Raw genomic sequence first — 25,153 nt, 5'->3', positions numbered from 1 at the left:
GCAATGTATACGTAAGCAGTACATCATTCTGAGGAATGATTTTATCTTTTTTGTATTCCTATAAACGCCATTTCATCAGCTGAATTTATAATCTCACTTAGTTTTTCCATCGTCTTCCTGTATCTAATATGATTTGGTTTTACACCGGAATCAATTAATCTATTATGTACAAGTTGCCACGCTTCGCTAATTGTTATTCCGTCTAGCAGATGTGGGTTGTATAGTCCTAAATTCAAATCTCTGTAATTCATATTGAATATTCCTTTGTTATTTCTTCTGGATGTGACTATTAGATGTTCTTTCAGTCATATTTAGCGTGTTCCTTTAACAAATAATCTATTCCTCCTTTGTGATTATTTGTTCCATTGAAGTACTTGATCATTTTTTCATAGTTGATATCTGGAAAATTGTACTGAACAGCTAATGATCTGAATTTGCCACATCTAGGGGAATTATTATCTTTCCATAGCTGATATAATCCGGGGAGTTGTTCCCAAGCAGACATACTTTCTTGATTATTTTTTGCTTTGCCAGTTTTCCAAGGCAAACGCCCATATGAGGGATGATCTTTGCCTGTTCTGCCGTACATATGATTGTCTTTGCCTCTTTTCCCGTACATATGATGATCTTTGCCTTTCCTCTTGCAGCCATGTCTATCTCCCATTTCTTTCTTGTTTTGCTTTTGAGTGATGAATCTGCAATTGCCCATGACATATCCTCCGGTATCTCCAATACGTCCTAGCTGGTAATCATTAGAGGCAAGGCCGATCTGTTTTGGATGAGATAGACCTGCATTGAAAACCAACTGCAAATATTCATCTTGTGTTAGGGAGAATTCAATGTTTACTTTTTGGCTCTTTTCGGGTTACAGACTGCTCTGCAATGAAAATTGGCCAAAGGCCTTGATATACAATGCCTTCAGGAAACTGCTGGCTAAATATTGCCAAGCCCTGCCACAGGAGGATTCCAGCCTGATTTATGAAATCAGCAGTCTGCAATACGAAAAGAGCCTACTTTTTTTGCATCGGATTTCTTGCTAGACCATTTCCTTCCGAACCCAATTATCGTATTATATTTGTATTCAGCACTAGATCTTGTATTCAATTGCAAATGTCCTAATTGGATCTGTTCATTTAGCCAGTTGTTGAATTCCATATGTGTCCTTTGGTATATAGAAATAAATTGTTGGATGTGATTGTCTGAGATGAATTACACATCAGTGAATACATCAAATAATTATCTCAATGATTGTCTGAGATGAATTACACATCAGTGAATACATCAAATAATTATCTCAATGATTGTCTGAGATGAATTACACATCAGTGAATACATCAAATAAGGCTCTTTTCGTATTGCAGACTGCTGATTTCATAAATCAGGCTGGAATCCTCCTGTGGCAGGGCTTGGCAATATTTAGCCAGCAGTTTCCTGAAGGCATTGTATATCAAGGCCTTTGGCCAATTTTCATTGCAGAGCAGTCTGTAACCCGAAAAGAGCCTCAAATAATTATCTCAATGATTGCTGTGACGTAGTGATGAAGTAATTATCTCAGATGAATTACATATCAATGATTGTCTGAGATGAATATCTATTGCACATTACTTCGTAATGGCAAACAGTTACGCAATCCATATACGCTTACTCCGTAAGCTAATGAATTACTAACTGTATCTTTATTAATTAATTATTAAAGGCTCTATTTTGATTACGAACTGCTCTACAGTGAAAACTGACTGTAGGTCACGAAAAACAAGGATTGAGCAACATTACCGGACAATATGCTGACAACCTTTGTAGATAAAGGGCTTCAGCAATGTTCAACCCAGTAGCAGTCTGAAATCCTACAAGAGCCTTATTAAATATATATTGCTGAAGGTGATGTTCACATCAATCCCTGCAAAGGGACTATTGATTCAGTACTTGCTGACGGAGCCAGAACGCACCACAAATAGATCTTTAGGAAGCAGGTTAGCGGTCTCTCCCTCTGTAAGGCTTTTTATAAGCCAAACAACAAATCTGTCATCGCAACTAACGGTCGGTGATGATCTCACCTCTATATACATAAGCTATTTGTGGCAACTAATGTATATCTGCACCTCAAAGGGCGCATCACTTGGGTTTGTGTTTAAGTTTAATGTCCAAAATCTTAGTTCCTGCATTCCATCGTGGTTATAGGCAGGTTTCTTAAACTGACACGGTTGTAGCTACCTCATACATAGCTGATTATTTCACAGCACTCTGCGTTTATTTGTTAATGCTACATTGTGGGCTATTTAGGGGTATTTGAAAGGGCTAGATGTTTGGGATTTAGTAGTAAGGCTTTATTACATTATAACAAATTTATTGTGAGCAATTTCTCATATAATGGCTCATCCACTGAGCCTATTAACTTTATGCTGCTATAGATGGGCAAGCGTGCCAGCATCGATTTTCGCAGTCGTGCCAACAGTCTGTATGCTCTTCCCTTGCCATTGGCTCTCCAAACTCCTGTTCATATAAATCCCTGGACTTGTAAAATGATTTTTTTAAGTCCTGAGAATCTTCCTCTCCTCTCATGCCAAAATACGGGTAATGATGCATGATCCCACCAAATAGGGCATTGCAATCTCTTTCATAAGCCCTTGTATCTAAAATGTGGTAATGCCAAAAATTATCCATGATTTTATTCGGCACCATTCCTTTTCCGAACTTCAGACACATAGTCAAATAACGCTTGTACTCCAATTCACCACTCTCACATTGTTCGTCACTCCAGCCGAGACCTTCATCCTTTTCCTTTAGCTTCATCTTGATCATTCCGAAATCAATCTTAGCTATGTCTGGGTGTACACCTTTTGCAACGAAATACTGAATTTCATCTTCAGTAATAGCATCTGGATATACCAAATTTTTAGCTTCATGTATGGCTGATGTCATATCCTGTATTTCCTCTGTTAACGTTTATTGTTACTTAATCCAATATCTTGTTAGATGTCTGTCCTTGTCCCCTTGTATTTCTGTTCTTCCATGTAGAACTCTTTTGTTATTCAGGATTAGTACATCATTTGCTTCTAGCCTGAACTTAAGTGGTTTGCTTTCTTCGATTAATTCTTTAAGTTTCTGGAAATGAATATTTACTCTGTCTTTGTCATCCATTAACCAGTAGGAATAATAGACTTCTAAATCATTAGATTCGGATTTGCTTAGAATAGGGTGCTGCTCTGCATCATCGTCGAATACTTTATGCTCATATGCATGTATCCCCCGTAGTGCCTGCACGTCATGATTTGAAAGTTTTGGGAGTATTAGATTAGTGTCAAGGAGTACACTTTCACCACCAGCAGTACTCTGTTTATGACAGTACCATGCAATGTAATTCACTGCATGATGGTCTGTGTGAAGCTTAAGTTCTCGGTCGGATGTAACTAAAGCTCTTGAGTTTATGTTTACCTGAACTTCTGTTGTGTACACAATTTGACCTAAATCAGATGCGAACTTTTGAAGTTCTTGTATTGTGCTACCTCTAATGATGCAGTAACCATTCTCTTGAAGTCCATTTAGGGCATCTCTCATACAGCAGTACCATTCCGTTATGGGATTTTTGTTCATGTGGTCAGCAGTGAAGGTAGACCACTCTGTAGTACTTGCAAGCGCAGATGTCAGCTAAAGTCTTGTGCCTCAATCTTGTGCCTCAAGAAGTGCTATATGTTGTGGGAAACAGCACTATTCGCTGAATGTAAGGGTGATATCTGTACCACTAATGATGAAGCCATACTTCGCATACCAAAGCTCAAGTCTGCTTATGTCACCTTCCATTCGACCTTTAAGGGCTGTGACATTAGTTGCTTCACAAAGAGCTATTACATGTTGAAGTAATTTACTGCCTATACCTCTATTGCGAAATGTTGCTTTTCGGTTGAGAAAGGGTAGAAGGGTGCGTTTTTTTGTGTCTGGTCTGACATAGATATCTACTAGTGTTGCTACATCACCATCTAGTGAAATATAAGCATGTCCAAGCCTATTTCCTTCTTTGTCATAGGCTATAAGGGAGCAACCAGAAGGGCGGAATTCTTGTATCTGCTTGATGGTAATTTCCACTATCACCTTCCTTTGGTTCTAAAGTACAGCTTAAGAGGCTTATATCAGAGTATTTTGTGGTTAGGCAAGCGGTAGCTACTGACTCAAAGGCTACGGAGTTGTACCATAGTCAACTCATGAAATGTTGCCGGAGAGTGCTACCTAGCAGTGGTTTTGCCTGCTTGTACATAGAGAATTAGGTTAAAAATCAAGCAATAGCTATCGTGAACCACGCTACGCAAGGACTTCTGAGGGTGCTTGCTAAATCATCGGGCGGTAGCGTGAGTTTTATCTTCAAAGATTGGTGATATTGGACATACGATCAACATGTGTCTATAGAATCTGGTACACCACATATTCGGTGCAGAATATTCACTTTTCTTGAGGTTAAGCCAATGCATCCTATAGCTACATACAGTTGTATTCAAAAGATTACTCTAGATGCCTTATTTACAGGCATACAAAGAAAATATGATTCATTGATGTTTAAAATGAATCCAGAGTACCCAGACAGTAAACTTCAAGATGAGCTGGCAGATATAGGTTCTCTACTTAAAGAGATTAATGATAAAAGATATAATCTTATACAATGGAATGTCTTTAGTGATGCTTATAGTGTTGCTTCTAAATATATTGATATTGTGTCTAGCGTTTCTTCTATTTGTAATGACTTTCTAGGAAATCATGATCAGATTTTAATTATAAAAGAGAAGATTATTCAGTTAGGGTTTGATCATTTTAATGCAATTGGTTGCTTTCCTTTTGATATTGATTCTGATGATTACAAGGCTTTTGAGTACTTCGTAAAATACAATCAATTTAATGGTTTTTGTGATTATGACCTTCATTCAAAAGGCCACTTGGCTTTATGGTATCAAGCTAATACTCAGTTTTGCATAGACATAAAATCTAACCATGATTTTGCCGCTGCTAATGGCAGTGTTTCACCTTTTAATATATTTTTCAGTCGCGAGTTTGCTCAGAAAGTCTATTTGTATAAAAAATTGAAAGAAATTTAATTACAGTCCAGATGAGATAGGGATGTCCTTTATGAATTTGTTTGATGAGTTGTATTTGCCTGATCATTATCACGTTGGTTTTAATGATCTTAAATCAGCAGTGGATGCTTTAAATAAAAGCCTACATGAACTAGATGATAACTTTATTAATGCAGAATCTGGTGAAGTGCTTATAGTAAAGCTTCGAACTGTATACTTAGGATTGCTAAATGTTAATAACAACATTTACCCAACTGCTGAGTACATGAAAGAATTTTGTAGTGGTTTTATTGATCTTATATGTCAACTTGAAGAGTTCTCTATGATTGATGACTTTGGTATTCCTGAATTTGATTATTACAGAGAATTGGTTGTTAAATGTGGATTTGAACACTTCGAAAAAGTTTATGCTTATAGCCCGAACTCTATAGATTATAAAGCATATGAGTTTTTTGTTAAAACTGGAGCTGAAGGAGTCTATGGGAAAAAGGATTATGGCTTTTATGAACAAGAATATTTGGATCAATTGTTTTTAGAAAATAAAAAGTTATTTCTTGAAATGTATCTTGAACATGTAAGACCTATGGAAAACATGTACAGTGACATGCATTTTGGTGAAGGTGACTTGACGATAACTCGTTTCCCTTTGTTTGCTCATGAATCCTACGAGAAAGTGGTTGAGCAATATAGAAAGCTATTGGCTTTATAATCAAAAATCTACTTCAGAGAAGTTTTTATGAATAGGTTAATCGCTCTATTTTTTTGCTTCGCCTTCGCTGCTGTTTCCAATGCTGATGTAGTTAAAAAGAGCAACTCAGGTATTTGCCATGATAGAAGCTCCACCTACTACAGCAGGACAAAGAACTTCACTCCCTATGACTCCGTTCAAGATTGTATTAACTCCGGTGGGCGCTTACCCAAGGGATCAAAGTCTCAGCCAGATGGTACACTTCATAGTAGTAAAGTAAGTACATCCAGCTCCGGCTCAATCCCTAAGTACAAACGTTCATATTTTGGTTCTTGGGCTGATGATGACCGAGACTGTGTAAATACTCGCCATGAGCTTCTTATGAAGCAAAGCACCAGCACTATTGATACAGGCTCTAACAAATGCACAGTTCAGAGGGGTAGATGGTTAGACCCGTATACAGGTAAGACATTCTATAACGCTAGAGATGTAGACATTGACCACTTAGTGCCCCTGAAGTGGGCATGGGATCATGGAGCGTATACGTGGACACCTGAAAAGCGTAAACAGTTTGCTAATGACGAGGTTAACCTGTTTGCAGTACAGGCAAGTGTAAACCGTGAAAAAGGTGCATTAGGTGTACTTGATTGGCTACCACCAGCAAAGTCTTTTCACTGCCAGTACGTACTGAGGTTTACTCGTGTTGTTAAGAACTATGGTCTTGTTCTATCTGATTATGAGCAAAGGCAGTTCAAGGGACTAAAAGAACAGAAGTGCGGAAAGTAAGGATATGACATTTAACGAACTAGAAGAGTACATCTCCAAGAAGATGAAAATGTCCCATGTGTATCAGCCCGTAATGCTCATGGAGCTACTTGAGCACAGAGGGGCATGTCATCAGGCAGATATAGCTAAAGCAATACTCAGTAATGACATTAGTCAGATCGAGTACTACATCAAGACAACTAATAGCATGGTTGGTCAGGTACTCAGGAAGAATGGTGTTGTTCAGAAAGATGGAAAGATGTACTCCTTGAATGGCTTTGACTCATTATCTGAACTAGAAGTACAAAAGTTGAAGCACCTGTGTCAGAAACGGCTAATAGACTTCATCGAAAGTCGTGGTGATTCTGTATGGTCGCATAGGAAAAAGTCATCTGGATACATAAGTGGCACTGACAGATATGAAGTACTTAAAAGAGCAAAGTTTCATTGTGAACTATGTGGTATTTCAGCTCAGGAAAAAGCACTAGAAGTAGACCACATTATCCCTAGAAATTGTGGTGGCTCAGATGACCTTACTAACCTTCAAGCATTGTGTTATTCATGTAACTCAATGAAGAAGGACAGGGACGATACCGATTTTCGAGTAGTACGTGAATCATATGAACACAGAGAAAAGGGCTGTCTCTTCTGTGAAATACCCCAAGATCGAGTTATTGCCTCTAATGAACTTGGGTACGTGATTCGTGATGGATACCCAGTAACTGAAGGACATAGCCTTATCATCCCTAAGCGACATGCTGAAACGTACTTTGACCTTGGACAGGCAGAAGTGAATGCTCTGAATCAGCTGTTACAGCAGCAGAAAGTAGCACTACAGGAAAGTGATTCGAGTATTACAGGCTTTAATATCGGATTGAATTGTGGTGAAGATGCAGGGCAGACAATATTTCATTGCCATATGCACCTGATACCAAGAAGAAAAGGGGATGTAGAAAAGCCTAAAGGTGGTGTAAGGCATACAATCCCAGGCAAGGGAGAATATTAGGGATTTGAACTACTTACCCAATAATTTGTCTACAATTGGTTCTTATAAAAAGAAATAAAAATTAAAGGATTATGAAGATTAGGTAATATATTCAATGGGTTACAGAAGGCGGTATAGTTCCGGACAGTCACAAGCTATTGAGCACGTAAGAGCATTCAATGCATTCTCGGCAAAGCTCGGACCAGTTGTTAAAGATGTACAAGGTGCATTCTTCGACCTTAGTAATAGGCAGCTCAATGAGCTTTTTAGTAGGTATGGTGAAGAGCACAGTCTAAAGGCAGAAAATTATGCTCGTGAGACTTTTCCTAGGTGGAAAAGTGGTGCGACCAAGATGTCTGGTCAGACTATGGAGCGATTGCTTAATCTTGTTCCAAAGTACTTAACATTTGATCAGAGATACGAAATCCTTAAGAGGCTATGTTTGCACTTTGAAGAAAAGGGCAAAAATGAATATGTTCGTGTAGATAAGGATGATATTCAGGCAGGTATCAATAAGTTAGATACTGCAATTGCTTCTTTTCTCGATTTTGATATCTTGAAGCACCTTCCATCACACGTTACTGAAACAGCTACTTGGTTGAATGATAATGACGTGGTTGCTTCAAGGGCACTGCTATCTCAGATTGATCAAGAGAGGGCAAGGCAAATAAAGGCTATTGTAGATAAAAATAGACCTCATTTGATTAAGATGCTTCAGTATCCAAATAATACTCGTTTTCGTGAGCGTATTGAATTTCCTAATGGGGGGATAACTGTTGAGCTGTATAAAGATTCATTTTGTGTAGTTGCTAGCTACCTTTATGACTCACCAGAGCACCCAGATGTAAGAGCACTTAGAAAATTTAGGAATGATTACCTGTTGGAAAATAAGCTAGGTACATTATTTGTGGATTGGTATTACAGAAAAGGATCTAGTGTAGTTGTCTTTTTGAAAAATCATAAGCTAATTGGAAAGGCTGTTAAGTCATTGTTAGCTGCATTTGTGTACTGTATAAAAAGGAATAATAAGAATGTCTGATAATAATCCATTGCAAAAGGATCAAAGTTCCAGCTCAAATACTAACAGTACAGAGGTAACTCAGCGAACACAAAACACTGATCTTGCACCTGCTGATTTATTGAATAATGCAATGAGGAATCTTACTCAAGAGCAGGTAAATGCTATTTCACAAAAAGCAACTGATGAAGCTCTACGACTACAGGTAAAGCAACAGGAACAACTACTAGATGAAGAGGCTGCTAGAAGAGAAACATTAACCCATATTGATACTTTTAATGACTTATCTAAAGAGGGGCGTGCTACTAGACATCATGTAAAAAGCTCTATGAAAACAGGTTCTGGGACAAGGGACATAGAGAGCAAGTCAGGAGCAACTTGTTTTGTAGCTACATGTGCCTTTGAAGGGCAACATCACCCAACTGTACAAAACCTTCGTTACTTCCGAGATAGTACTTTAGCTAATTACAAGCTCGGTAATAGTTTTATTCATTGGTACTACAAAAATGGTCCGATAATGGCTAAAAAACTTGATAATATGCCCATTTTTAAGCCGTTTGTGCGTTATTTTCTTAATGTCCTAGTAAAGTGCTTGCCAAAGCCTGAGTAAAATGAAGGTCTTGTTAATTTGTAGCTTTGTATAAAGCGAAAGGGCAGGTAAACTGCCCTTGTAAAATAGAAGTCAAAGAACGTTGTGATGTCTTAATGCAAGGAAAGCATTAATATCACGTGAGTACATATTCATAGCCTCAGTGCGTATCTCTTGAGTAATATATTCTTTGCTATGTACTACTTTATATGAGTAACCAGAATGCTTGATAACCATAGCAACAACAGCATCTGAATTTTTAATATTTTCTCTTCTTGCTTCAATAAGAATCCTCTCTAATGTTACTGCGTCCTTACCATTAGATGTCATTCTTTGTAATATATGTTCTATTACATGTTTTTGAGCATCAGTTAAGGATTTCTTTTCAGTTTGCTTATCCAAAATGTCAACAAGAAACCTCATATTGCTAGTTGTCAATGCAGGATCAGGCAAAAGCTTTTCTAATATTTTCTCAAACATTGTTTGACTATAGTCTTCTTTCTGCATGAGCCAGCTTAAGACAGCACCAGCAACTGATTCAGCATTTAGCCCGCCAGTGCTACAAATGATAAACCACTCGGAAAACTCATCTATATCAATTACCTTGTTAGCATACATCATAAACATCAACTGACAGCTATTCAGAGTGGTAATACCTATCCTCAGTGAAAGTGATGCCAAGTTAGGGTCATCTGTAACAAAAAAACGATCCTCGTGCCCATAACATGCGAGAAGACTATCCCTTGAGCTTGCTTCAAGTATTTCTATGAGTTTTTTGTCGGAACCAGTGATTTCCTGAGCTGGTACAGAGTCTATAGGTGTAATCTTATGCTCATCATAGGCTTCTATGATTGCTGAACAGTTCGCAATATGCTTCTGTATTGACTCTTCACTGTGTGAAGACTTTGTTGGTGCATTGAGAGTCCTATCCCAGCCCATAGTCATGTTATTAGGCTGAATACTTTTAGCTTCTTCCCTATCGTAAAAGATTTGCTGAATAGCGACTGAAACAGCAGAAACTTTAGGCCAGAGCTTTGGAATTAGGTTTGGCTTTCCATAAAGTATTCCTAAACCTACTAGAACAGTTATATCTAGTACAGCTATAGTCTTATCTTTCAGTGAATAAAGCAGGTTCTGGTCAACGCTGTAGCTGAATCCAAAACGCTGATCTGTGTCCTTGGTTAAGAAGGTATTCCATGCCTGTACATTATTAGCTATATGCCCCATAACAGTCAGATAAGGCAATTTTCTATCAAAAATATTTTGCTCTATTCCTGCAATGTAGTCAGCTTTCTGCTTCAGTAATTCCATTAGAGGAGCAATCATTTCTTCAGGTGTACCATTTTCAGGTAGTGATATCTGATGAAAACGATCACTATCTTTATACTTAGGTAGTTGCTTTTCAGCGTACTTATATGCCCAGAGGTAAGGGGAGTAGATAGCTTGTATTGTTAAATTACCGGAAACAGTGTCACCAACAGACTTTCCTATGAAGTTCTGAGCATATCGAATCTCAGAGCTATTTACGTCATTAACCCTTGAAATTTTTGATGCAGCTGTATCAAAAACTAGAATTTCTCCGTTACTCAGCTCAACAGCACATTTATCTTGTACAACATCCCCAGTGTATGTCCAATCAAAAGCTGCATTTCTTCCGTGCAGGCTGAGGATGTATAAGATGTAGTTCTCTAGAAGGTCTGCTTCTCGTGGTTGCTCAAGGACTTGTTTATACCACTCAGGAAGTACTTGCTCAGGCTCCAAACAATGAGAGACTACACGCAAGTAATCGAGTTGGTCATTCAACCTTCCCTCTGGCCAGAGTCCCCATTTTTGTACTTTATCCTGTACCTGTTGCTTCCAGTTTTTATGCTGAAGAGTTGCCTGCATCCATCTAGTACGATACGGCAATGCGTACTTTTCGGGGATTTTCCCGATGGTTTTTTCAATCTCCTTCTTAAATGCAGTGATATTCTTGGTAATCTGTATAAAAGTTAGGTGATGGTGCTTAAGAGGCATATATGCCTCAAGCGGTGCTTCATTACTGAATTTGCTGAACCAAAAATCAGTGCGCTTCCTTAGATTCGTCTGTAGAAGTGCATACATGAAATCAGCAAATGCACGACCATATCCTGCACCAACTTCAGTAAAAATTTCTTCGTATAGCTCTATTGCTAGCTCGGCTTGCTCACACTGGAACAGATAGTATGCTCTTGTGATTCGATATCTGAGCTTTTGAGGGGCTAAACCTAGTAGGAACTCAATGCTTGATGACTTTTTCACCTCATCATCATCAGCTGCATTGTACTTATGATAAGCCATTTGCATTGAGTAATAGAGGTCATCAATATCCTCCAGATTCATTGTTAGTTCTGGATCAATGAGCTTTCGTTCTGGAGCATCTAGAGGGCAGACCTCAACTGCCTTGTCCCACCTTCCAAGACTTATTAAGGCTAGTGTCCAGTAGTTGTTCAGCTTGGACTGCTTTTCTTCAGATAAACTTTCAATGACATTTACAATCGCTTCATAGTCATTGACTTCCTGATAACATCCCAGAACATGTGTGATTATTTCTGTAGGAAGTTCTTTTACTTCAAGGTCTTTGTATATCTCAAGTGCTTCTTCTGGCTTGTACAGTAGAGACTTAATAACTGCAAGCGTGTCTAGTGCATTGACTTGATGAAAACTAAGTTCTCTATATTTTTGGACTATATCCTGTACTTCATCTTCTATTGCTCGTAAGGGAGCATATAATGATATAGGCAGGTGAATACACTCAATCAGGGATGGATTGCTTGTAATTTCTGTTAAGTTGATTTGAGCGTAAAATAGTCTGAATTTCAGGCTGTTATAGACACCTTCTTCTGTGTGATGCCTTATGGCATCTAATGTTTTTCTGGCCTGCTCAAAGTTTTGCTTTTCGGACTCATACTCTGCTAGACATGTAAATGCATAATAATTATCAGAATTTGAGGTCTTCTCATTATCCTCAAGCCATGTTCTAAGGACTTCTGCTGCGGAGTTTTGAAGCTCGTCAACCCCAGACTCCATCAATACTGATAGTACAGTAGGGTTACTTTTCTCCAGTAAAAAGAATGCCTTCAATGTATCAGTTACATCAGCATCATTTGCACTGTTAGAATCACGGTCAATCAGCGTTTTCCATACCCGAAACTCAGTAACTAGTTGTATTTCATCGGGGAGCGAAGAGTACCAATCCTGTGCCTCTGCATGATTCTTACGAATCCAGCAAAAGTTCAAGTAAGTATTACCAATAGACTTTCTTCTTTTAGGGTCAAAGCTACAGAAGGTTTCTAGGTTTACTAGAGGCTTGATATGTTTATGTGCTTGATCCCAATCGTTGCGAACAAATGCCGTAAGAAAGTCAGCCAGAAGCTCTTCTGAGATGTTTTTAGGGACTATTTTTTGTACATCTTTGTATACAGTTATATCTGTCTTTTTGAACTCTCCGCTGAAGTTCTCAAATGATAGGTGCTCTTCTACCTTCCCCTGAGGGTTTTCGTAAATCGTAGTTTTGCCATCGAAGGTGTTATTAGTAAAATCAACCACCGAGAGTACCCAATAGTTCAGTTACTGATGTGTACAGGGCATGAGCTTCCTGTGAAGTGCCTACCACTGTTTGTGCTGTTTCAACCCAACTTTGTAGTTTTCCTACAAAGGTGCTGATAACTCCAGGGCTATCTGATGATGAGGAGCTGGCGAGTGTAGAATGGGCATCATCTACAATCTTCTGAAGGCTTTCAGTATGCTCGTCTCTAGCAGGGAGTTGTACTAATTGCTCTTGAAGAGCTTGAAGGAGCTGTAGAACTTCCTCTGCTGAAATACCACTGTTGTTTACCTGTGTACCACTACCTTCGTTTATCTGGACACTTCCATTGAATGTATTGTTGTAGAAATTTGCCATGATCTTACTCGCACTAGTGTATTAGTATTATTGTCCTATAGTGCAGGCAGGGGGCACAAGTGGAGGGCTGACGCTGGTAGTAGGTAATATCCGCTATTGGTGTATTAGGTCCAATTTTTACTACTGAATTATGGGGTGTCTATCAATACTCCCAGTATTTCAGTTATTTCATCTATACGTTTTTCAGCATGATTAGCACTATATTTCTCATGAAGTAGTAAAGTGATTATCTGCTTGATGGTCTCATCATGACCCTCTAGAGCATTTAGGATTCCACGTAATAGAATTGTATGGTTTTCCTGCTCTTTTTTTATACTCTTCACGTCAGCAAGTAGTTCCTCTACATCTGTGGTCAAGTCATCAATGGCATCCTTAACGTCGAAGTTACCACTAAGCATTTCTTTCATTTGCTGAATATTCATACTCTACTCGTACTTCGTTTAGCATTATGCACGTCAGAGGGTATATGCCTTTGATACACTGCAATTGCCGCTATCTACTGATTTGTTCATTCTCCTATATGGGGGCGTCTTACTACAAGCTCATTAAGGCTAACACTCACTGCACTATACAAAATGTACAAAATAATGATCATCGTTGGGTGATATTTGAGCGATGTCGTGTATGAAGGCAAAATGTAATTTACTAGAACGGTCGTACTGTTATTTTACATTAGGTGTTTAGATGCGTATTTGTACTTACAAGAGGGTCAGTACCAAAGAACAGGGAAAATCAGGGTTAGGTCTCGAAGCACAGCAGAGGGACATAGACCTGTACCTAAAACATTATGCAGTACATCATGAAGTGCTGGCAGAATTTACAGATGTGGAATCAGGTAAAACCACAGACAGGGATGGTTATCAGCAAGCCCTCAAATTGTGTAAGGAAAAAGGGGCTGTTTTGCTGGTGGCAAAACTTGACCGTATTTCACGTGATGTTGAGACAATAGCAGGGCTGATAAAACAAGTAGACCTGAAAGTTGCCTGTATGCCACAAGCGGATAAGTTTCAGATTCATTTATACGCAGCACTGGCAGAGCAAGAAAGGGATTTCATTAGTTTACGTACTAAGCAGGCACTTCAGGCAAAGAAGGCTCAAGGTTATAAACTGGGCAATGAAGCCAATTTTCACAATAACAGGGATAAAGCAATAAAGCAGGCCAGTACAACCAGATCAAATAAAGCCAATGCAAAGGCTGAACAGTTAAAAGGTATAGTCCAGCCACTCAGGTCAGCAGGAAAAACGCTCCAATACATAGCAGATCAGTTAAACGCTATGCAAATCAAAACTACTAGAGGCGGTGAATGGTCACATGTCACTGTTATGCTGCTTATTAAGCGAATAGAGGAGCAATCAAAGTTGCTCACGTAAAAAATGTTAAAATGTAATACAGACAGGGTTAACCCTAGTCTCTGTATATGCTTTAAGAGCTGTCTTTTAGTGCTCGAACCTGTTGCCTGAGTTGCTCTTTCTGAGCCCAGTACATATCTATCTCATTACCTATCTGCTCAAGCACCCTTGTTTTCTCATTTATTTTAACCTCAAGGTTATCAAGTACTTCCTGAAGTAATTTCTCAAAAACTGCTGGCAGCACCACACGGAAGATGACGTGAAGCCTCCTCAATCAGGTTACTCAATCTCGGAAATAACCCATCGCCCATTAGTCGGCTTTTCAGATAATCCCAAAAAGAGAGACCATACAGGCGACACGTTTTTTTCAGGCTGGCAAAGGTGTCGCGACATTGCCGCCCCAAATCGCTTCGCGTCCCACTACTGATCTTTCGTCGTTTAACATATTCTCGTATCTGACTCTCGCTCAGGTTGTTGTGCAGCGGTAAGCTCGGGTCATCCAGAACCAGTAATAGCTCTTCCTTGATTACAGCCAACCCTGACAGAGCATCCTGAAGAAGCCCACTGCACGTTTGGGTTTGGATCAGCGCCTGGAACCCCTGTCGTACTTTTATTGCCTTTTTTTCAGTTGGCTCTGTCTTGAAGTCTTTAAGGTCATCGTAAATGGCCCAGAACCATGTCCGAAGCCATTTCTGAGCCATGGCCTGCTGATCATTGACCGGATGAACTTTTGCCAGCCCTCGCTCTGCATGTATCCAGCACTGGCTGTGTTTGAAAACGTCGAACTGCCTTGCCCCATCACTGAAGGTGGTAAGATGTCCTGCTCCATGCTGTATCAGGCTGCCATAAATCATGGCTTCACTGGCCTGCTGGCGCCGTCTACCAGTTAGTCTCAGGTCTTTCATACATTCTTCCCAGGCTTCATGGCTCAGGAAGGTGACGCCTCTGTATGGATTAAGAACGCGTAGCCACTTTTTGGGGTAATCCAGTTTTTCCAGATAGATCAAGGCATCGTCGGTGAACGTGTAAGTTGACCATGGGCGGTGCAGTAGGCTTACGAAATTTTCCCGGCTTTTGCTGTCTGTGCTCTCGAACCAGGCAAAGGACTCGTTATTGATGATGGTGCAGTAACCGTTCTTCCCCTTATGCCTTGTTCCCGTGTCGTCTGTCTGGATATAACTTGAACAGCGAATACCTGTAGTCAACAGCTCATCTTTCTCAGCATGGAACTGCTCGTGTCCTTTCGTCAGAAGCTGGCTGAGTTCCCCGCTGGAAATAGAGATTCCAATGTCCCATAGCCAGTCCAGCAGTTCTGGCTGGGTAACGGAGCAACCATGATACTGGTGCAGAACGTAGGCCTGCAGCATTGGCCCGTAATGATGTCCATGAAGGCTGGCTGGCGGTTTGGCCGTAATGGTTTGTCCATCGGGTGTCACCCATTGCTCTAAAAGATATTCAATACTGGATGTTTGTATTGTCAGTTCCTGAACATGAAAAGGGGTGGTTCCATTCCTGATTGATCCCTCCGGAACATCAGTGGCAGCAATGGGTATGGATTTTTCCGCCGATGGCTTTCGGGGCTGTTTACGCTGCTTTCTGGTTTTCTCGTTGGGCTTCTTAACCTTCTGCTTTGACGAGGTGTCTGGGCTGGCTCCATCGTTACCCTCAGGAGCGGATGGATCTCCATCAGGGCTGCCGGTGTCATCATCGGGAGGTTTGGTGTTTGGTTTGATGTCAGGCTTTGCGGGCAGTTTTTTTAGACGACGAATCTCTGCTTCAAGCAATTCTATCTGCTCTTTGAGCTGAATGATCTGCTCTTGCTGCTGAGTGATGAATCTCAGTAGATCTTCAGGTTGTAACTGCTGGTGTTCTAGAAAAGCCATGGTGAGAGGATAGACGACTGACCGAAATTATCCTGCTTCCAGCACTTTTTGAGAAATTACTTCCTGAAGTGACTTCTGGTGATCCATTAGAAGCTTTGAATGAGCAATCTCTTCGAGAGATATCCCGTTGTTACGTGCCCAGTGCTTCGCTTTTTTCTTGATCAGAGTTAACCTGTCCATCTCACTACGAAGGTGTCGTACATTTTCTTGAAGGTCACTTTCCTCTGTTTTCATCCTCTTAAGCTTGTGCTCTAGTGCACTTGCATCTCTCTCATAAACTGCCAATGATTTAGAGGCAATTTTTAGCTTGTCATGGACTCCTCTGAGATTTTTAATTTTCGCGTAATAGTCTGATATTTCCTTGGATTTCATGGTCTTTATCAGCTCTAAATTCTCTATTTCTTCTAAGAGCTTGTCCTTTTTCTCCTGTATTTCCTTTTTACTTCTAAGCTCATCAGCTTTGATTTCTGCTACTGCATGTGCCTCTTGCTCTAGTGTTAACTTAATAGTCACAGATTACTTCCCCGTAGCGTGTATAAGCCTTTGAGTACTTTTTGTTCGAAACGAAATGCCATGTCACCTTAAAACCCAGTGCCTTGAGTACTCTTGCCTTTGCTATATCATCGTGATTGTCAACGACCTCAACTATGTGTTGAGTTTCAGGGTTATAGCAGTCAAGCACATACTTTGAACCGTCTGTGAATAGCATTGTTTCTTCAAGAACGTAACCCTTATCTCTGTACCTAATCTGTTCTTGAATATGCCTGTCAGTAGCATCAAGGTGTCCTTCCTCACCTCGTGCTGCATGAGTACTATCTTCTAACCTGAAATGTGATCCAACATTGCTATCAGGTCTGATAGCTACTGGATAGAGGCGAGCTTGCAGGGCAGGGGAGTCGTATAACTCCTCTGAATGTACTATAGGGTCTTCAATAGTTATTGCTTTGCCTGACTTGGTGAAGGCGAATGGGTTTTTGGGCTGCTTTTTGGTTTTCTTCATTGATCAATACATCCGATGTACCAAGAGCTACAGCACAGAATATACAAGAAATAATTTCTATATTGCATATAAAACAGTAATTGCCTGACCTCCATGTCAGGCAGGGGTACAGCTATTTCAACTGGCTACGGAAGTTTATAACCTGTTGATCTGAAATGTCAGAGTTATAACAGAGTGGCGCATAACCACCAGATCGACTGTATGCACTTCTACCTCCACAACTTCTACCAGCACTGTCAGAGAAGTATGGACATGGACAGTTGCCGGGATACCCCATAATTGAGTTTTGTATGATGAGCTGCCTGATCTCATTGTCAGTTGCGTATGATGCATGTAAGCAGCTTTGTCCCCGTTTTACATATCCGTAATTACAGATCCAACCATTACCAAGGCCGTTAAGTTTCGCATTAACTGGAATTTTTATTGCTATGCACTGGTTGCCATTTCTTTCAAAACCTCTGTCACATACCCAGCCACTTCCGTATACATCAATCTTTGCGTTTTGAGGCAGAACTACACGGGTACATTGATTTCCATCTCTCCTGTATCCCCGCTCACATACCCAGCCACTTCCGTATACATCAATCTTTGCGTTTTGAGGCAGAACTACACGAACGCATTGGTTATTTTGTCTACGGTATCCCCGCTCACATACCCAGCCGCTTCCATACACATCTATTTTTGCGTTTTGAGGCAGAACTACACGGGTACATTGATTTCCATCTCTCCTGTATCCCCGCTCACATACCCAGCCACTTCCATATACATCTATTTTTGCGTTTTGAGGCAGAACTACACGTCTGCATTGATTTCCATCTCTCCTGTATCCCCGCTCACATACCCAGCCGCTTCCATATACATCTATTTTTGCATTCTTAGGGAGTACTACAGCTTTACACTGATTTCCTAGTTGGTAGTAGCCTCTATCACATGTCCAACCTTGGTGTGTAAACTGTGTGTAGTGCGAGTTGGCAGGGATGGCAGCAAAAACTTCAGCTGAAGCAAAGCAGAGTAATAAGGCAAAAAAGGGATGTAATCTATGTGATTTTGTCATAGTAGCTGAAGGAGGTGTATATCTATATTCTATGGGTTAGTCTGTGATCATTGGTTCTGATCAACTGAAGTGCGGGGCTTTAATCTAATCGACATATTGGTACATGTCAGCTAAGAAAGATTACGTACCGTTTACAGCATACTTAGCCCGATATTCATCGGGCTCAGGTACATTTAAAGTCAGCTACTGTAAAACCTACTCCTGAATTTCTGGTAGTCCAGCTTCACATCCTCCTTCTTGCCGTTCTTGTACTGCACATGCATCACAAGGTCATTGAAGTTAAAGTCCACTCGCTCAATGTACGTTAAGATACGTTCTCTTATTTCTTGCCTTGAGTCCCTTGCGCTTAACATGGTTTTAGCAACATTGGTCTTTAAACCTTGCTGGATTTCATTCTGTTTTTGCACATTGACTATTTGACTCTGTAAGTCCTGCTGATGCTGTCTTATGACATCAGCTTGAACCTGAAGCTCCTGTAATTTGTTCGCTAAGGCTGCAACATCTGGTGCAGTCATAAGAGCCTCTGTAATACGTCCCTGCATAGCATGTATTTCTTGTAGCTGCTGGTCAGCTTTATCAAGCTCATTTTGTATTTCAATAACTTCTTTATGTTGGTAGCCAGTACTGAGCATGTGCTTTGCGAGAGCCTTGAATAATGCTCTCTCTACTTCAGTTTTCCTAAATGAACCACGCTGACATGTACCTTCTCTTAATGAGTCTCTACATTGGATGTAGTAGAAAACCTTGCCCATCTGGTTTTTGGTTTTCTGATGGTGCATTGGGGCAGAACATAAAGAGCAAAAACTAAGACCCACCAGCAGATTTGCATATGGGTCAACGACCCTTGCTCCTCTGTTCTTCTTGTTCTTGTTCAGTGACGCTTGGAGTTTATGCCATTTGTCCTCATCAATAAGTGCTGGGAGAAAGTCACGTTTCCATTTCTCTGGATACGGGCGATCATCAATTTTTGCATAATGGCCGAGTAGGGCAGGGTTCCTTAGTAGTACACCTATGTACGATACTGTCCATCTACCAGATTTTGTAAAAGCTGGAATCTCTTGTTCATTCAACTGCTTAATAATTGTTCTTATACCTGTACCTGAAATGCACATATCTATAACTTTCAGGACTGCACTACATCTTTCTGGGTGTAGCTCAATACCTGAGTCTGTTTTGTGCATGAAAGCTGGTATCTGTCCCCCAGTAACCTTTTTACTATCAAATACTCTTTTCCAGTAGGCTTTTTGCCTTTCTGATTTAACTAGTGATTCATCATGTGCCCTTGCCATTACAGCGAGAGAAACTATCAATTGTGTCCAGTTACCCTGTATTGCCTCTACTGAGTATACCTGTCTGTCAGTTAGTGTATGTACTGTTACACCGGCATTTATAAGGTTCATGAACAGAGGGAGTACTGTGTTTACAGCTTGACGGGATAGACGGTCAAGGGACTCTACAATTAAGTGAACTGGGGTTGGTATTTCACCAGACTGTATCATTTGAAGCAGTTGACCCAGTGCAGCATCAGGGTCTAAATTCTTGCCTTTAAACGCAGAGATGCCTTGATCGGATATAGAATCCAATAGTTCAAGATTATTGTCAGAACAGTACTTTTCGGCTTGTGCTTGCTGACGCTCTATGGAGGTGGCTTGCTGCTGGCTAGAACTGAAACGTGCATACGAAATAGCCCGCTCCCGCTTTATTGCTGGTGCTGAATGCAGAGCCTCAGATTTTGCTGGTGGTAGAGTAGAGCTGCTGGGAGCAACTTGTAACGATGACTGCTTTACTTCTGATGTCTTCATGGCTGGCACATTACCATTTTATAGCTAAAAATTATATGGGGTAATGTTTACGATATGCCCTTGCAGATGGATAACATCTATCAGGCACTGTCAGACTGTGATCTGTTTGTTTCGATCGGAACATCCGGAAATGTCTATCCTGCTGCCGGGTTCTTTCAGGAAGCGGCAGCTGCGGGAGCAAGAACTGTTGAATTGAATCTTGAGCCGGGCAATCATGGCTCGTTATTTGATGAGCAATTTTACGGACCGGCTACCGAAGTGGTTGACCGTTTCTTCAGCACCCTTATGTGATATGGATTTAGGAAACTTAGTACAGAAACTCTGGTCTGAAGCAAGGATGTATTGCTGCTTCAGGAGCTGAAAATGTGGCCAGCTAATGCTGCTAATATGACTCTCGCTGAAATCTCTGAATATCAACATAGAGAGGATCCCGGGCTTGCGCAGGAGCAAGCCCGGACGCTACGAAAAGTGATTGCCTATTATAAATATGCAAGAGTTCTGGATTCTGAAGAGTTAGATACCCTTAAAACTTATATAATCAGTGCCGGAGAGCCTGAAATAACCGAAATCAAATCACTGCAAGAGTTATCTGCAAGAGTCATCAGAAGGGCATTACTGGATGTTTCAATGATTTCAACCGACGCCAGGAGTTTGGGACTCACCGATCCATGCCATCGACAAATACAACCGGGATTCCTATCCGATCATCATGGTAAGTTGGTTGATGAACAATTAAAACGTCAATTAAGACCAATATGTGTGCCTGGAGCTGCAAACATAAATTTACCTTATATCGAATTCCTTTATTATCTTCGTTCGCTCAGTTGGGAAGTCTATAAAGATGATCATATTGAGCGATTTTTCAGGGACGTTGTATTTGCAGGCTATACAGCAGCTGCAAAATGGGCATTGAAGGTAGGTGGGCCAAAAGTTGAGGAAATAATCCCTGAAGTCCGTAGTGAGGTTGCTAACTTGGGGGATTATACTGCCGCACAGACCCTGTTAGATCTCGGTGTTGGTGCGTTTACTCAAGAGGAAAAAGATCAGTGCCTGAAACGTGCCATGGGTTTGTGGACTTCTGCTGAAAATATCAAAAGCTGGATTCAATTGGGTGGCCGAATAGACGACAAGTTTCTGGATAATAGGTTGAGATTAGCTGCAGCTAATAATTATTACCAGGTTTCGGAATACAGTAAAATATTGGCGGAGTTTTATCCCAGGGACAAACTTGACCAAAATTTAATGGCTGCCGTATCCGACAATGATCTGACCCAGGCAAGGCAATGGCAGTTACTGGGTGGAAAAGCAGCCACATCAGAAGTTGAAGAGCGCATTGAACAGCATTGCAGGAACCATCAATTATCTAAACGATAGTATTGTATTTGATAAATGACTACGGGTGAGCAACCAGTGATTGCCCTTCAGTTTCGATCGATATTTATAGATATTTTATATAAATCTATAATTTTAAATTACTTTACGGGATACGACGGATAGATATAGTCTCACCTTATAAAAAAGCTACAAGCTGAAAATGAATTATCTTCAGATTATAAGGAAGGGACTATCATGACGCAGGTCTATCAGGATAACGCTCAGGCTATCGGTAATACGCCGCTGGTAAAGCTGAATCGCTTGGCAAAAGGCCGGGAGATATATGTAAAAATAGAGTCCAGAAATCCTGCAAACAGTATCAAATGCCGTATTGGTGCCAGCATGATCTGGGATGCAGAGCGCTCCGGAAAGTTGCTGCCGGGTATGGAGTTGATTGAACCCACCAGTGGTAACACCGGCATTGCCCTGGCCTTTGTTGCGGCTTCCCGGGGAATCCCGCTGACGCTGACCATGCCTGCTTCCATGAGCCTTGAACGTCGTAAAGTCATGAAGGCACTGGGTGCTACCATCATTTTGACTGAACCGGCAAAAGGCATGCCCGGTGCCATTGCCAGGGCGAAAGCACTGGCGGAAGAAAACCCGCAAAAGTATCTGTTGCTGCAGCAGTTTGAGAATCCCGCCAACCCCCGAATTCATGAGGAGACCACTGGCCCGGAAATCTGGAATGCACTGGATGGCAAGATTGATATTTTTGTCGCAGGTGTTGGCACGGGAGGAACCATTTCTGGTGTATCCCGCTACATTAAGGAGATCCAGGGCAGGAAAATCAAGTCAGTTGCCGTTGAGCCAAGTGCGTCCCCAGTCATCAGCCAGACCCTGGCGGGCGAAGAGGTTAAGCCTGCGCCCCATAAGATTCAGGGGATTGGCGCTGGATTTATTCCAGCAAACCTTGATCTCCGGCTGGTGGATCAGGTTGAGCAGGTTTCCAATGAAGACGCTATGGAGACCGCCCACCGGTTAATGCGGGAAGAGGGTATCCTGGCAGGTATTTCTGGTGGTGCCGCCGTGAGTGCTGCCCTGAAAGTGGCAGAGCAACCAGGAAATAACGGTAAGTCAATTGTGGTTATTTTGCCAGATTCAGGTGAGCGCTACCTGTCCACAGCGTTGTTTGAAGGCGTCTTTTCTGAAAATGAAAGTGTTCAGTAACTGATGTATATCACACAGCTAATGAAAGGCACGAAGAATTCTTTGTGTCTTTTTGTCTGTTTTATGATCCGTTAATGAACCTCAGGAATTTGCCGATAAGCCAATGGACAACAGTCGTTTGATGTGAGAATCTGATTAATGTTTCTACGCAAGGATTTGCGTTCAACCCAGAGAAAAAAACAGAGCTTTTCCATGCAAAAAAGGACTTTATACATCGGTAATTTGGCGTATACCGCCGTTGAAGAGGATCTTGAACAGGCTTTCGAATCATTTGGTGTTATTGAAGACATCAAACTGATGAGGGATCGGGAAACCGGGCGCTCCAGGGGCTTTGCATTTATCACTTTTGAAAAGGAGACGGAAGCTGCAGCCGCCAGGACCATGGACGGTGCGGAAGTAGCCGGACGTCCACTAAGAGTGAATGATGCTCGACAGAAGGAGTCAGGCCAGCGGGATCCAGCCAAGAGACGACCCAAGTCTTTTAATAACAATTTTAATCGCTAATGATTTAATCTGATATCAATCTGATCGGTACGCAGTTTTGTTCCTGAAAACTCGGAAATTAGCGGGTGCTTGGCAATATATTTTTCGTTATCGCTTTGCCGGGAACCCAACAGTTGTCTGAAGACACCTCTATAGCGACTGGGTTAACCCGAGCCAAAGCTATTTGTTGCAGTAAGGATTTCTGGATAATACCAGCAGTGGCTTTGCTGGAAGTGCTGTTTCACTCCGGATAACCGTGACCTACTCTCCTAGGAGGCTGTCCGGGAATAGCGCCCGTAGCGAGGATGGCAGAAAATTGAGGATAAAAATCCGGTTTTGTGAGGTGAATAGTGGTTCTATTTGCCGAACAAAACCGGATTTTTAGCCCAATTTTCTGCCACCGCAGTAGGGCAGTCTATTCTCGGATAGCCTCCTAGGAGGCTGTCCGAGAATAGCCTGATTAAGTATAATCAGGCATCTTCTGCCCACTTTGTTGTTGCCGAAACGGATGTCATCAATCAAATTCAAAGATAACCCTGCTGATTTTGACCAGCACCTGATGTTCCCATCGAACATCTTCGACCTGCTGCCACCAGATCATGATTGCTTCGTTTTTGAAGATATCTTCAAGCATATCGACACCTCTGAAGTGGAAAAGCAGTATCACCATCTTGGCCAGAATGCCTACCACCCACGACTGATTATATCGATCCTGATCTATGCCTATAGCCATGGTGTGTTCAGCTCCAGGGAGATTGAACGGCGCTGCAATCAGGACTTGGCTTTCATGTATATCGCCAAACAGCACTGCCCAAATTTCCGGGTGCTCAGTGACTTTCGTAAAAACCAGGCCACCTTTTTTAAAAGCAGTTTCAAACAGAGCGTGCTGCTCGCCCGGGAACTACAGATGGCCTCGCTGGGCCACATCGCTCTTGATGGTTCCAAATTCAAAGCCGACTCATCAAAGCATAAGGCCATGAGCTACGCACGACTTAAGGCCAAAGAAGCTGAATTAATGGCTGAAGTTGAGGCCCTGATTAAAAAAGCCGAAACCAGTGACAGTGAAGAGGACGATGCTTATCAGCAGGAGACTGGCTACAGCATTCCTGAAGACTTGCAATTCAAGCAGGAACGGTTAGAGAAAATCCAGGAGGCCAAAAAAGCGCTTGAAGAACGGGAACAGGCCCTGAATCCCGATAAGCCGATAGACGACAAAAAGCAAATCAGCTTTGCTGATCATGATGCCAGGATCATGGGTAAAAAAGGCAGTGGCTATCAGTACAGTTATAACGCCCAGATCAGCGTCGACAGCGATAATGGTATCATTGTTGGCCAGCACATCAGCCAGCATGCCAATGACAAGCAGGAAGTAAAGCCTGCACTTGAAGCCATTGCAGAAGCAACAGATAACGCGTCCATTGGCAAAATGAGTGAGGATAATGGCTATTACTCAGGGCCCAACCTGCAAGCGTTTGATGATGCGAACATTGACGCTTACATGGCTACGGATCGACAGGAGAAGCCTGCAACAGAGGGACTGGAAGACTCTGACAGAAAGTTTGTCAAAGCGGATTTTATTTACCATGAAGCAGACGACAGCTTTACCTGCCCTGCCGGTGAGAAGCTGATTTATAACACGGCTAGCAAAGCAAAACACAAAAGCTACCGCGTCAGTAAAGATATCTGCCGGGATTGCCCGTTACGTAAAAGGTGCAGTGGTGACAACAAAGACCCGGGGAAAGTGATTCGCACAGACCGCCACGAAGCCATACGCCAGGCGATGAACCGCAAAATGGAAACCAAAGAGGCCAAAGCGGTTTATGAGCGTCGCAAGGTGATTGCGGAACCGCCTTTTGGCCAAATCAAGAACTCAGGATTCAGAGGGTTCAGTGTCCGGGGTAAGGAAAAAGTGGCTGGAGAATTTTCACTGGTCTGCAGTGCTTATAATTTCAAAAAAGGCTCTTATTGGATTACAGACTGTTCCCAGATTGAACCTGGCTGAAGCACTTATCATTA

The 25,153-nt window shown here is 41.5% G+C and carries 25 protein-coding genes; 13 read left to right on the top strand and 12 right to left on the bottom strand.

Annotated features, from left to right (window positions below; genetic code table 11):
• Positions 1-41 precede the first annotated feature (41 nt).
• Complete coding sequence (locus tag MJO57_RS16035; RefSeq protein ID WP_252026806.1) at positions 42-251, bottom strand: hypothetical protein; 210 nt, start codon at positions 249-251, stop codon at positions 42-44.
• A 50-nt stretch (positions 252-301) separates the two neighbouring features.
• Positions 302-811: a hypothetical protein gene (locus MJO57_RS16030; RefSeq protein ID WP_252026804.1), complete on the bottom strand. Its 510-nt coding sequence runs from the start codon at positions 809-811 to the stop codon at positions 302-304.
• A gap of 514 nt (positions 812-1,325) precedes the next feature.
• Between MJO57_RS16030 and MJO57_RS16025 the strand changes: the two genes are divergently transcribed.
• Positions 1,326-1,535 (top strand): hypothetical protein, encoded by a 210-nt coding sequence (locus MJO57_RS16025; protein WP_252026802.1) that lies wholly within the window; start codon positions 1,326-1,328, stop codon positions 1,533-1,535.
• A gap of 859 nt (positions 1,536-2,394) precedes the next feature.
• On the opposite strand, the gene MJO57_RS16020 is transcribed toward MJO57_RS16025, so the two are convergent.
• The 3 genes from MJO57_RS16020 to MJO57_RS16010 form a co-directional block, all read right to left on the bottom strand.
• On the bottom strand, positions 2,395-2,919 hold the full coding sequence (locus MJO57_RS16020) for a hypothetical protein (RefSeq protein ID WP_252026800.1): 525 nt from the start codon (positions 2,917-2,919) through the stop codon (positions 2,395-2,397).
• Between the two features lie 30 nt (positions 2,920-2,949).
• Positions 2,950-3,591, bottom strand: coding sequence for a TauD/TfdA family dioxygenase (locus MJO57_RS16015; protein WP_252026798.1), 642 nt, complete (start codon positions 3,589-3,591; stop codon positions 2,950-2,952).
• Between the two features lie 114 nt (positions 3,592-3,705).
• The gene (locus MJO57_RS16010) at positions 3,706-4,080 is read right to left on the bottom strand and encodes a GNAT family N-acetyltransferase (protein ID WP_252026796.1); all 375 of its coding nucleotides are present in this window, start codon (positions 4,078-4,080) and stop codon (positions 3,706-3,708) included.
• A 308-nt stretch (positions 4,081-4,388) separates the two neighbouring features.
• Between MJO57_RS16010 and MJO57_RS16005 the strand changes: the two genes are divergently transcribed.
• The 6 genes from MJO57_RS16005 to MJO57_RS15980 all read left to right on the top strand — a co-directional run bounded on the left by MJO57_RS16005 (position 4,389) and on the right by MJO57_RS15980 (position 9,123).
• Positions 4,389-5,078: a hypothetical protein gene (locus MJO57_RS16005; RefSeq protein ID WP_252026794.1), complete on the top strand. Its 690-nt coding sequence runs from the start codon at positions 4,389-4,391 to the stop codon at positions 5,076-5,078.
• A 31-nt stretch (positions 5,079-5,109) separates the two neighbouring features.
• Positions 5,110-5,766 (top strand): hypothetical protein, encoded by a 657-nt coding sequence (locus MJO57_RS16000; protein ID WP_252026792.1) that lies wholly within the window; start codon positions 5,110-5,112, stop codon positions 5,764-5,766.
• A 27-nt stretch (positions 5,767-5,793) separates the two neighbouring features.
• The gene (locus MJO57_RS15995; RefSeq protein WP_252026790.1) at positions 5,794-6,531 is read left to right on the top strand and encodes an HNH endonuclease family protein; all 738 of its coding nucleotides are present in this window, start codon (positions 5,794-5,796) and stop codon (positions 6,529-6,531) included.
• 4 nt (positions 6,532-6,535) lie between these two features.
• Entirely contained in the window at positions 6,536-7,516 is a 981-nt protein-coding gene (locus MJO57_RS15990) for an HIT domain-containing protein (protein WP_252026788.1), read from the top strand.
• A gap of 94 nt (positions 7,517-7,610) precedes the next feature.
• Positions 7,611-8,534, top strand: a complete 924-nt coding sequence (locus MJO57_RS15985) for a CFI-box-CTERM domain-containing protein (RefSeq protein ID WP_252026787.1) — start codon at positions 7,611-7,613, stop codon at positions 8,532-8,534.
• Positions 8,527-9,123 (top strand): CFI-box-CTERM domain-containing protein, encoded by a 597-nt coding sequence (locus tag MJO57_RS15980; RefSeq protein WP_252026785.1) that lies wholly within the window; start codon positions 8,527-8,529, stop codon positions 9,121-9,123. Before MJO57_RS15985 ends, MJO57_RS15980 begins: the two co-directional genes overlap by 8 nt.
• Positions 9,124-9,195: 72 nt before the next feature.
• Here MJO57_RS15980 and MJO57_RS15975 read toward each other — a convergent pair whose 3' ends face one another.
• The 3 genes from MJO57_RS15975 to MJO57_RS15965 all read right to left on the bottom strand — a co-directional run bounded on the left by MJO57_RS15975 (position 9,196) and on the right by MJO57_RS15965 (position 13,446).
• A complete protein-coding gene (locus MJO57_RS15975; protein ID WP_252026783.1) occupies positions 9,196-12,669 on the bottom strand; it encodes a lipopolysaccharide assembly protein LapB in 3,474 nt (1,157 codons plus the stop codon).
• Positions 12,662-13,024: a hypothetical protein gene (locus MJO57_RS15970; RefSeq protein ID WP_252026781.1), complete on the bottom strand. Its 363-nt coding sequence runs from the start codon at positions 13,022-13,024 to the stop codon at positions 12,662-12,664. Before MJO57_RS15970 ends, MJO57_RS15975 begins: the two co-directional genes overlap by 8 nt.
• 128 nt (positions 13,025-13,152) lie before the next feature.
• Positions 13,153-13,446: a hypothetical protein gene (locus MJO57_RS15965; protein ID WP_252026779.1), complete on the bottom strand. Its 294-nt coding sequence runs from the start codon at positions 13,444-13,446 to the stop codon at positions 13,153-13,155.
• 262 nt (positions 13,447-13,708) lie between these two features.
• Between MJO57_RS15965 and MJO57_RS15960 the strand changes: the two genes are divergently transcribed.
• Positions 13,709-14,395: a recombinase family protein gene (locus MJO57_RS15960; RefSeq protein ID WP_252026777.1), complete on the top strand. Its 687-nt coding sequence runs from the start codon at positions 13,709-13,711 to the stop codon at positions 14,393-14,395.
• 203 nt (positions 14,396-14,598) lie between these two features.
• Here MJO57_RS15960 and MJO57_RS15955 read toward each other — a convergent pair whose 3' ends face one another.
• The 4 genes from MJO57_RS15955 to MJO57_RS15940 all read right to left on the bottom strand — a co-directional run bounded on the left by MJO57_RS15955 (position 14,599) and on the right by MJO57_RS15940 (position 20,113).
• Positions 14,599-16,257: a transposase gene (locus MJO57_RS15955; RefSeq protein ID WP_252017470.1), complete on the bottom strand. Its 1,659-nt coding sequence runs from the start codon at positions 16,255-16,257 to the stop codon at positions 14,599-14,601.
• 27 nt (positions 16,258-16,284) lie between these two features.
• Positions 16,285-16,770, bottom strand: coding sequence for a hypothetical protein (locus tag MJO57_RS15950; protein ID WP_252026776.1), 486 nt, complete (start codon positions 16,768-16,770; stop codon positions 16,285-16,287).
• Positions 16,760-17,257 (bottom strand): hypothetical protein, encoded by a 498-nt coding sequence (locus MJO57_RS15945; RefSeq protein ID WP_252026774.1) that lies wholly within the window; start codon positions 17,255-17,257, stop codon positions 16,760-16,762. The genes MJO57_RS15950 and MJO57_RS15945 overlap by 11 nt, the downstream gene beginning before the upstream one ends.
• Before the next feature lie 1,233 nt (positions 17,258-18,490).
• Complete coding sequence (locus tag MJO57_RS15940; protein ID WP_252026772.1) at positions 18,491-20,113, bottom strand: recombinase family protein; 1,623 nt, start codon at positions 20,111-20,113, stop codon at positions 18,491-18,493.
• 66 nt (positions 20,114-20,179) lie between these two features.
• Between MJO57_RS15940 and MJO57_RS15935 the strand changes: the two genes are divergently transcribed.
• The 5 genes from MJO57_RS15935 (at position 20,180) to MJO57_RS15915 (ending at position 25,139) form a co-directional block, all read left to right on the top strand.
• Entirely contained in the window at positions 20,180-20,404 is a 225-nt protein-coding gene (locus MJO57_RS15935; protein WP_371924851.1) for a hypothetical protein, read from the top strand.
• A gap of 72 nt (positions 20,405-20,476) precedes the next feature.
• Positions 20,477-21,487 (top strand): hypothetical protein, encoded by a 1,011-nt coding sequence (locus MJO57_RS15930; RefSeq protein ID WP_252026770.1) that lies wholly within the window; start codon positions 20,477-20,479, stop codon positions 21,485-21,487.
• 195 nt (positions 21,488-21,682) lie between these two features.
• Positions 21,683-22,654 carry a cysteine synthase A gene (cysK, locus tag MJO57_RS15925; protein WP_252026768.1) on the top strand — a complete coding sequence of 324 codons (972 nt, stop codon included), beginning with the start codon at positions 21,683-21,685 and terminating at the stop codon, positions 22,652-22,654.
• A 138-nt stretch (positions 22,655-22,792) separates the two neighbouring features.
• Positions 22,793-23,158: an RNA-binding protein gene (locus MJO57_RS15920; RefSeq protein WP_252026766.1), complete on the top strand. Its 366-nt coding sequence runs from the start codon at positions 22,793-22,795 to the stop codon at positions 23,156-23,158.
• Between the two features lie 487 nt (positions 23,159-23,645).
• Positions 23,646-25,139, top strand: coding sequence for an IS1182 family transposase (locus MJO57_RS15915; protein ID WP_252026764.1), 1,494 nt, complete (start codon positions 23,646-23,648; stop codon positions 25,137-25,139).
• Positions 25,140-25,153: the final 14 nt, after the last annotated feature.

The sequence above is a fragment of the Endozoicomonas sp. SCSIO W0465 genome (assembly GCF_023716865.1).
In the GTDB taxonomy this organism is placed as follows: domain Bacteria; phylum Pseudomonadota; class Gammaproteobacteria; order Pseudomonadales; family Endozoicomonadaceae; genus Endozoicomonas.
The sequence above is the reverse complement of the archived record's forward strand: the minus strand, read 5'-3'. Positions and strand labels throughout refer to the sequence as shown.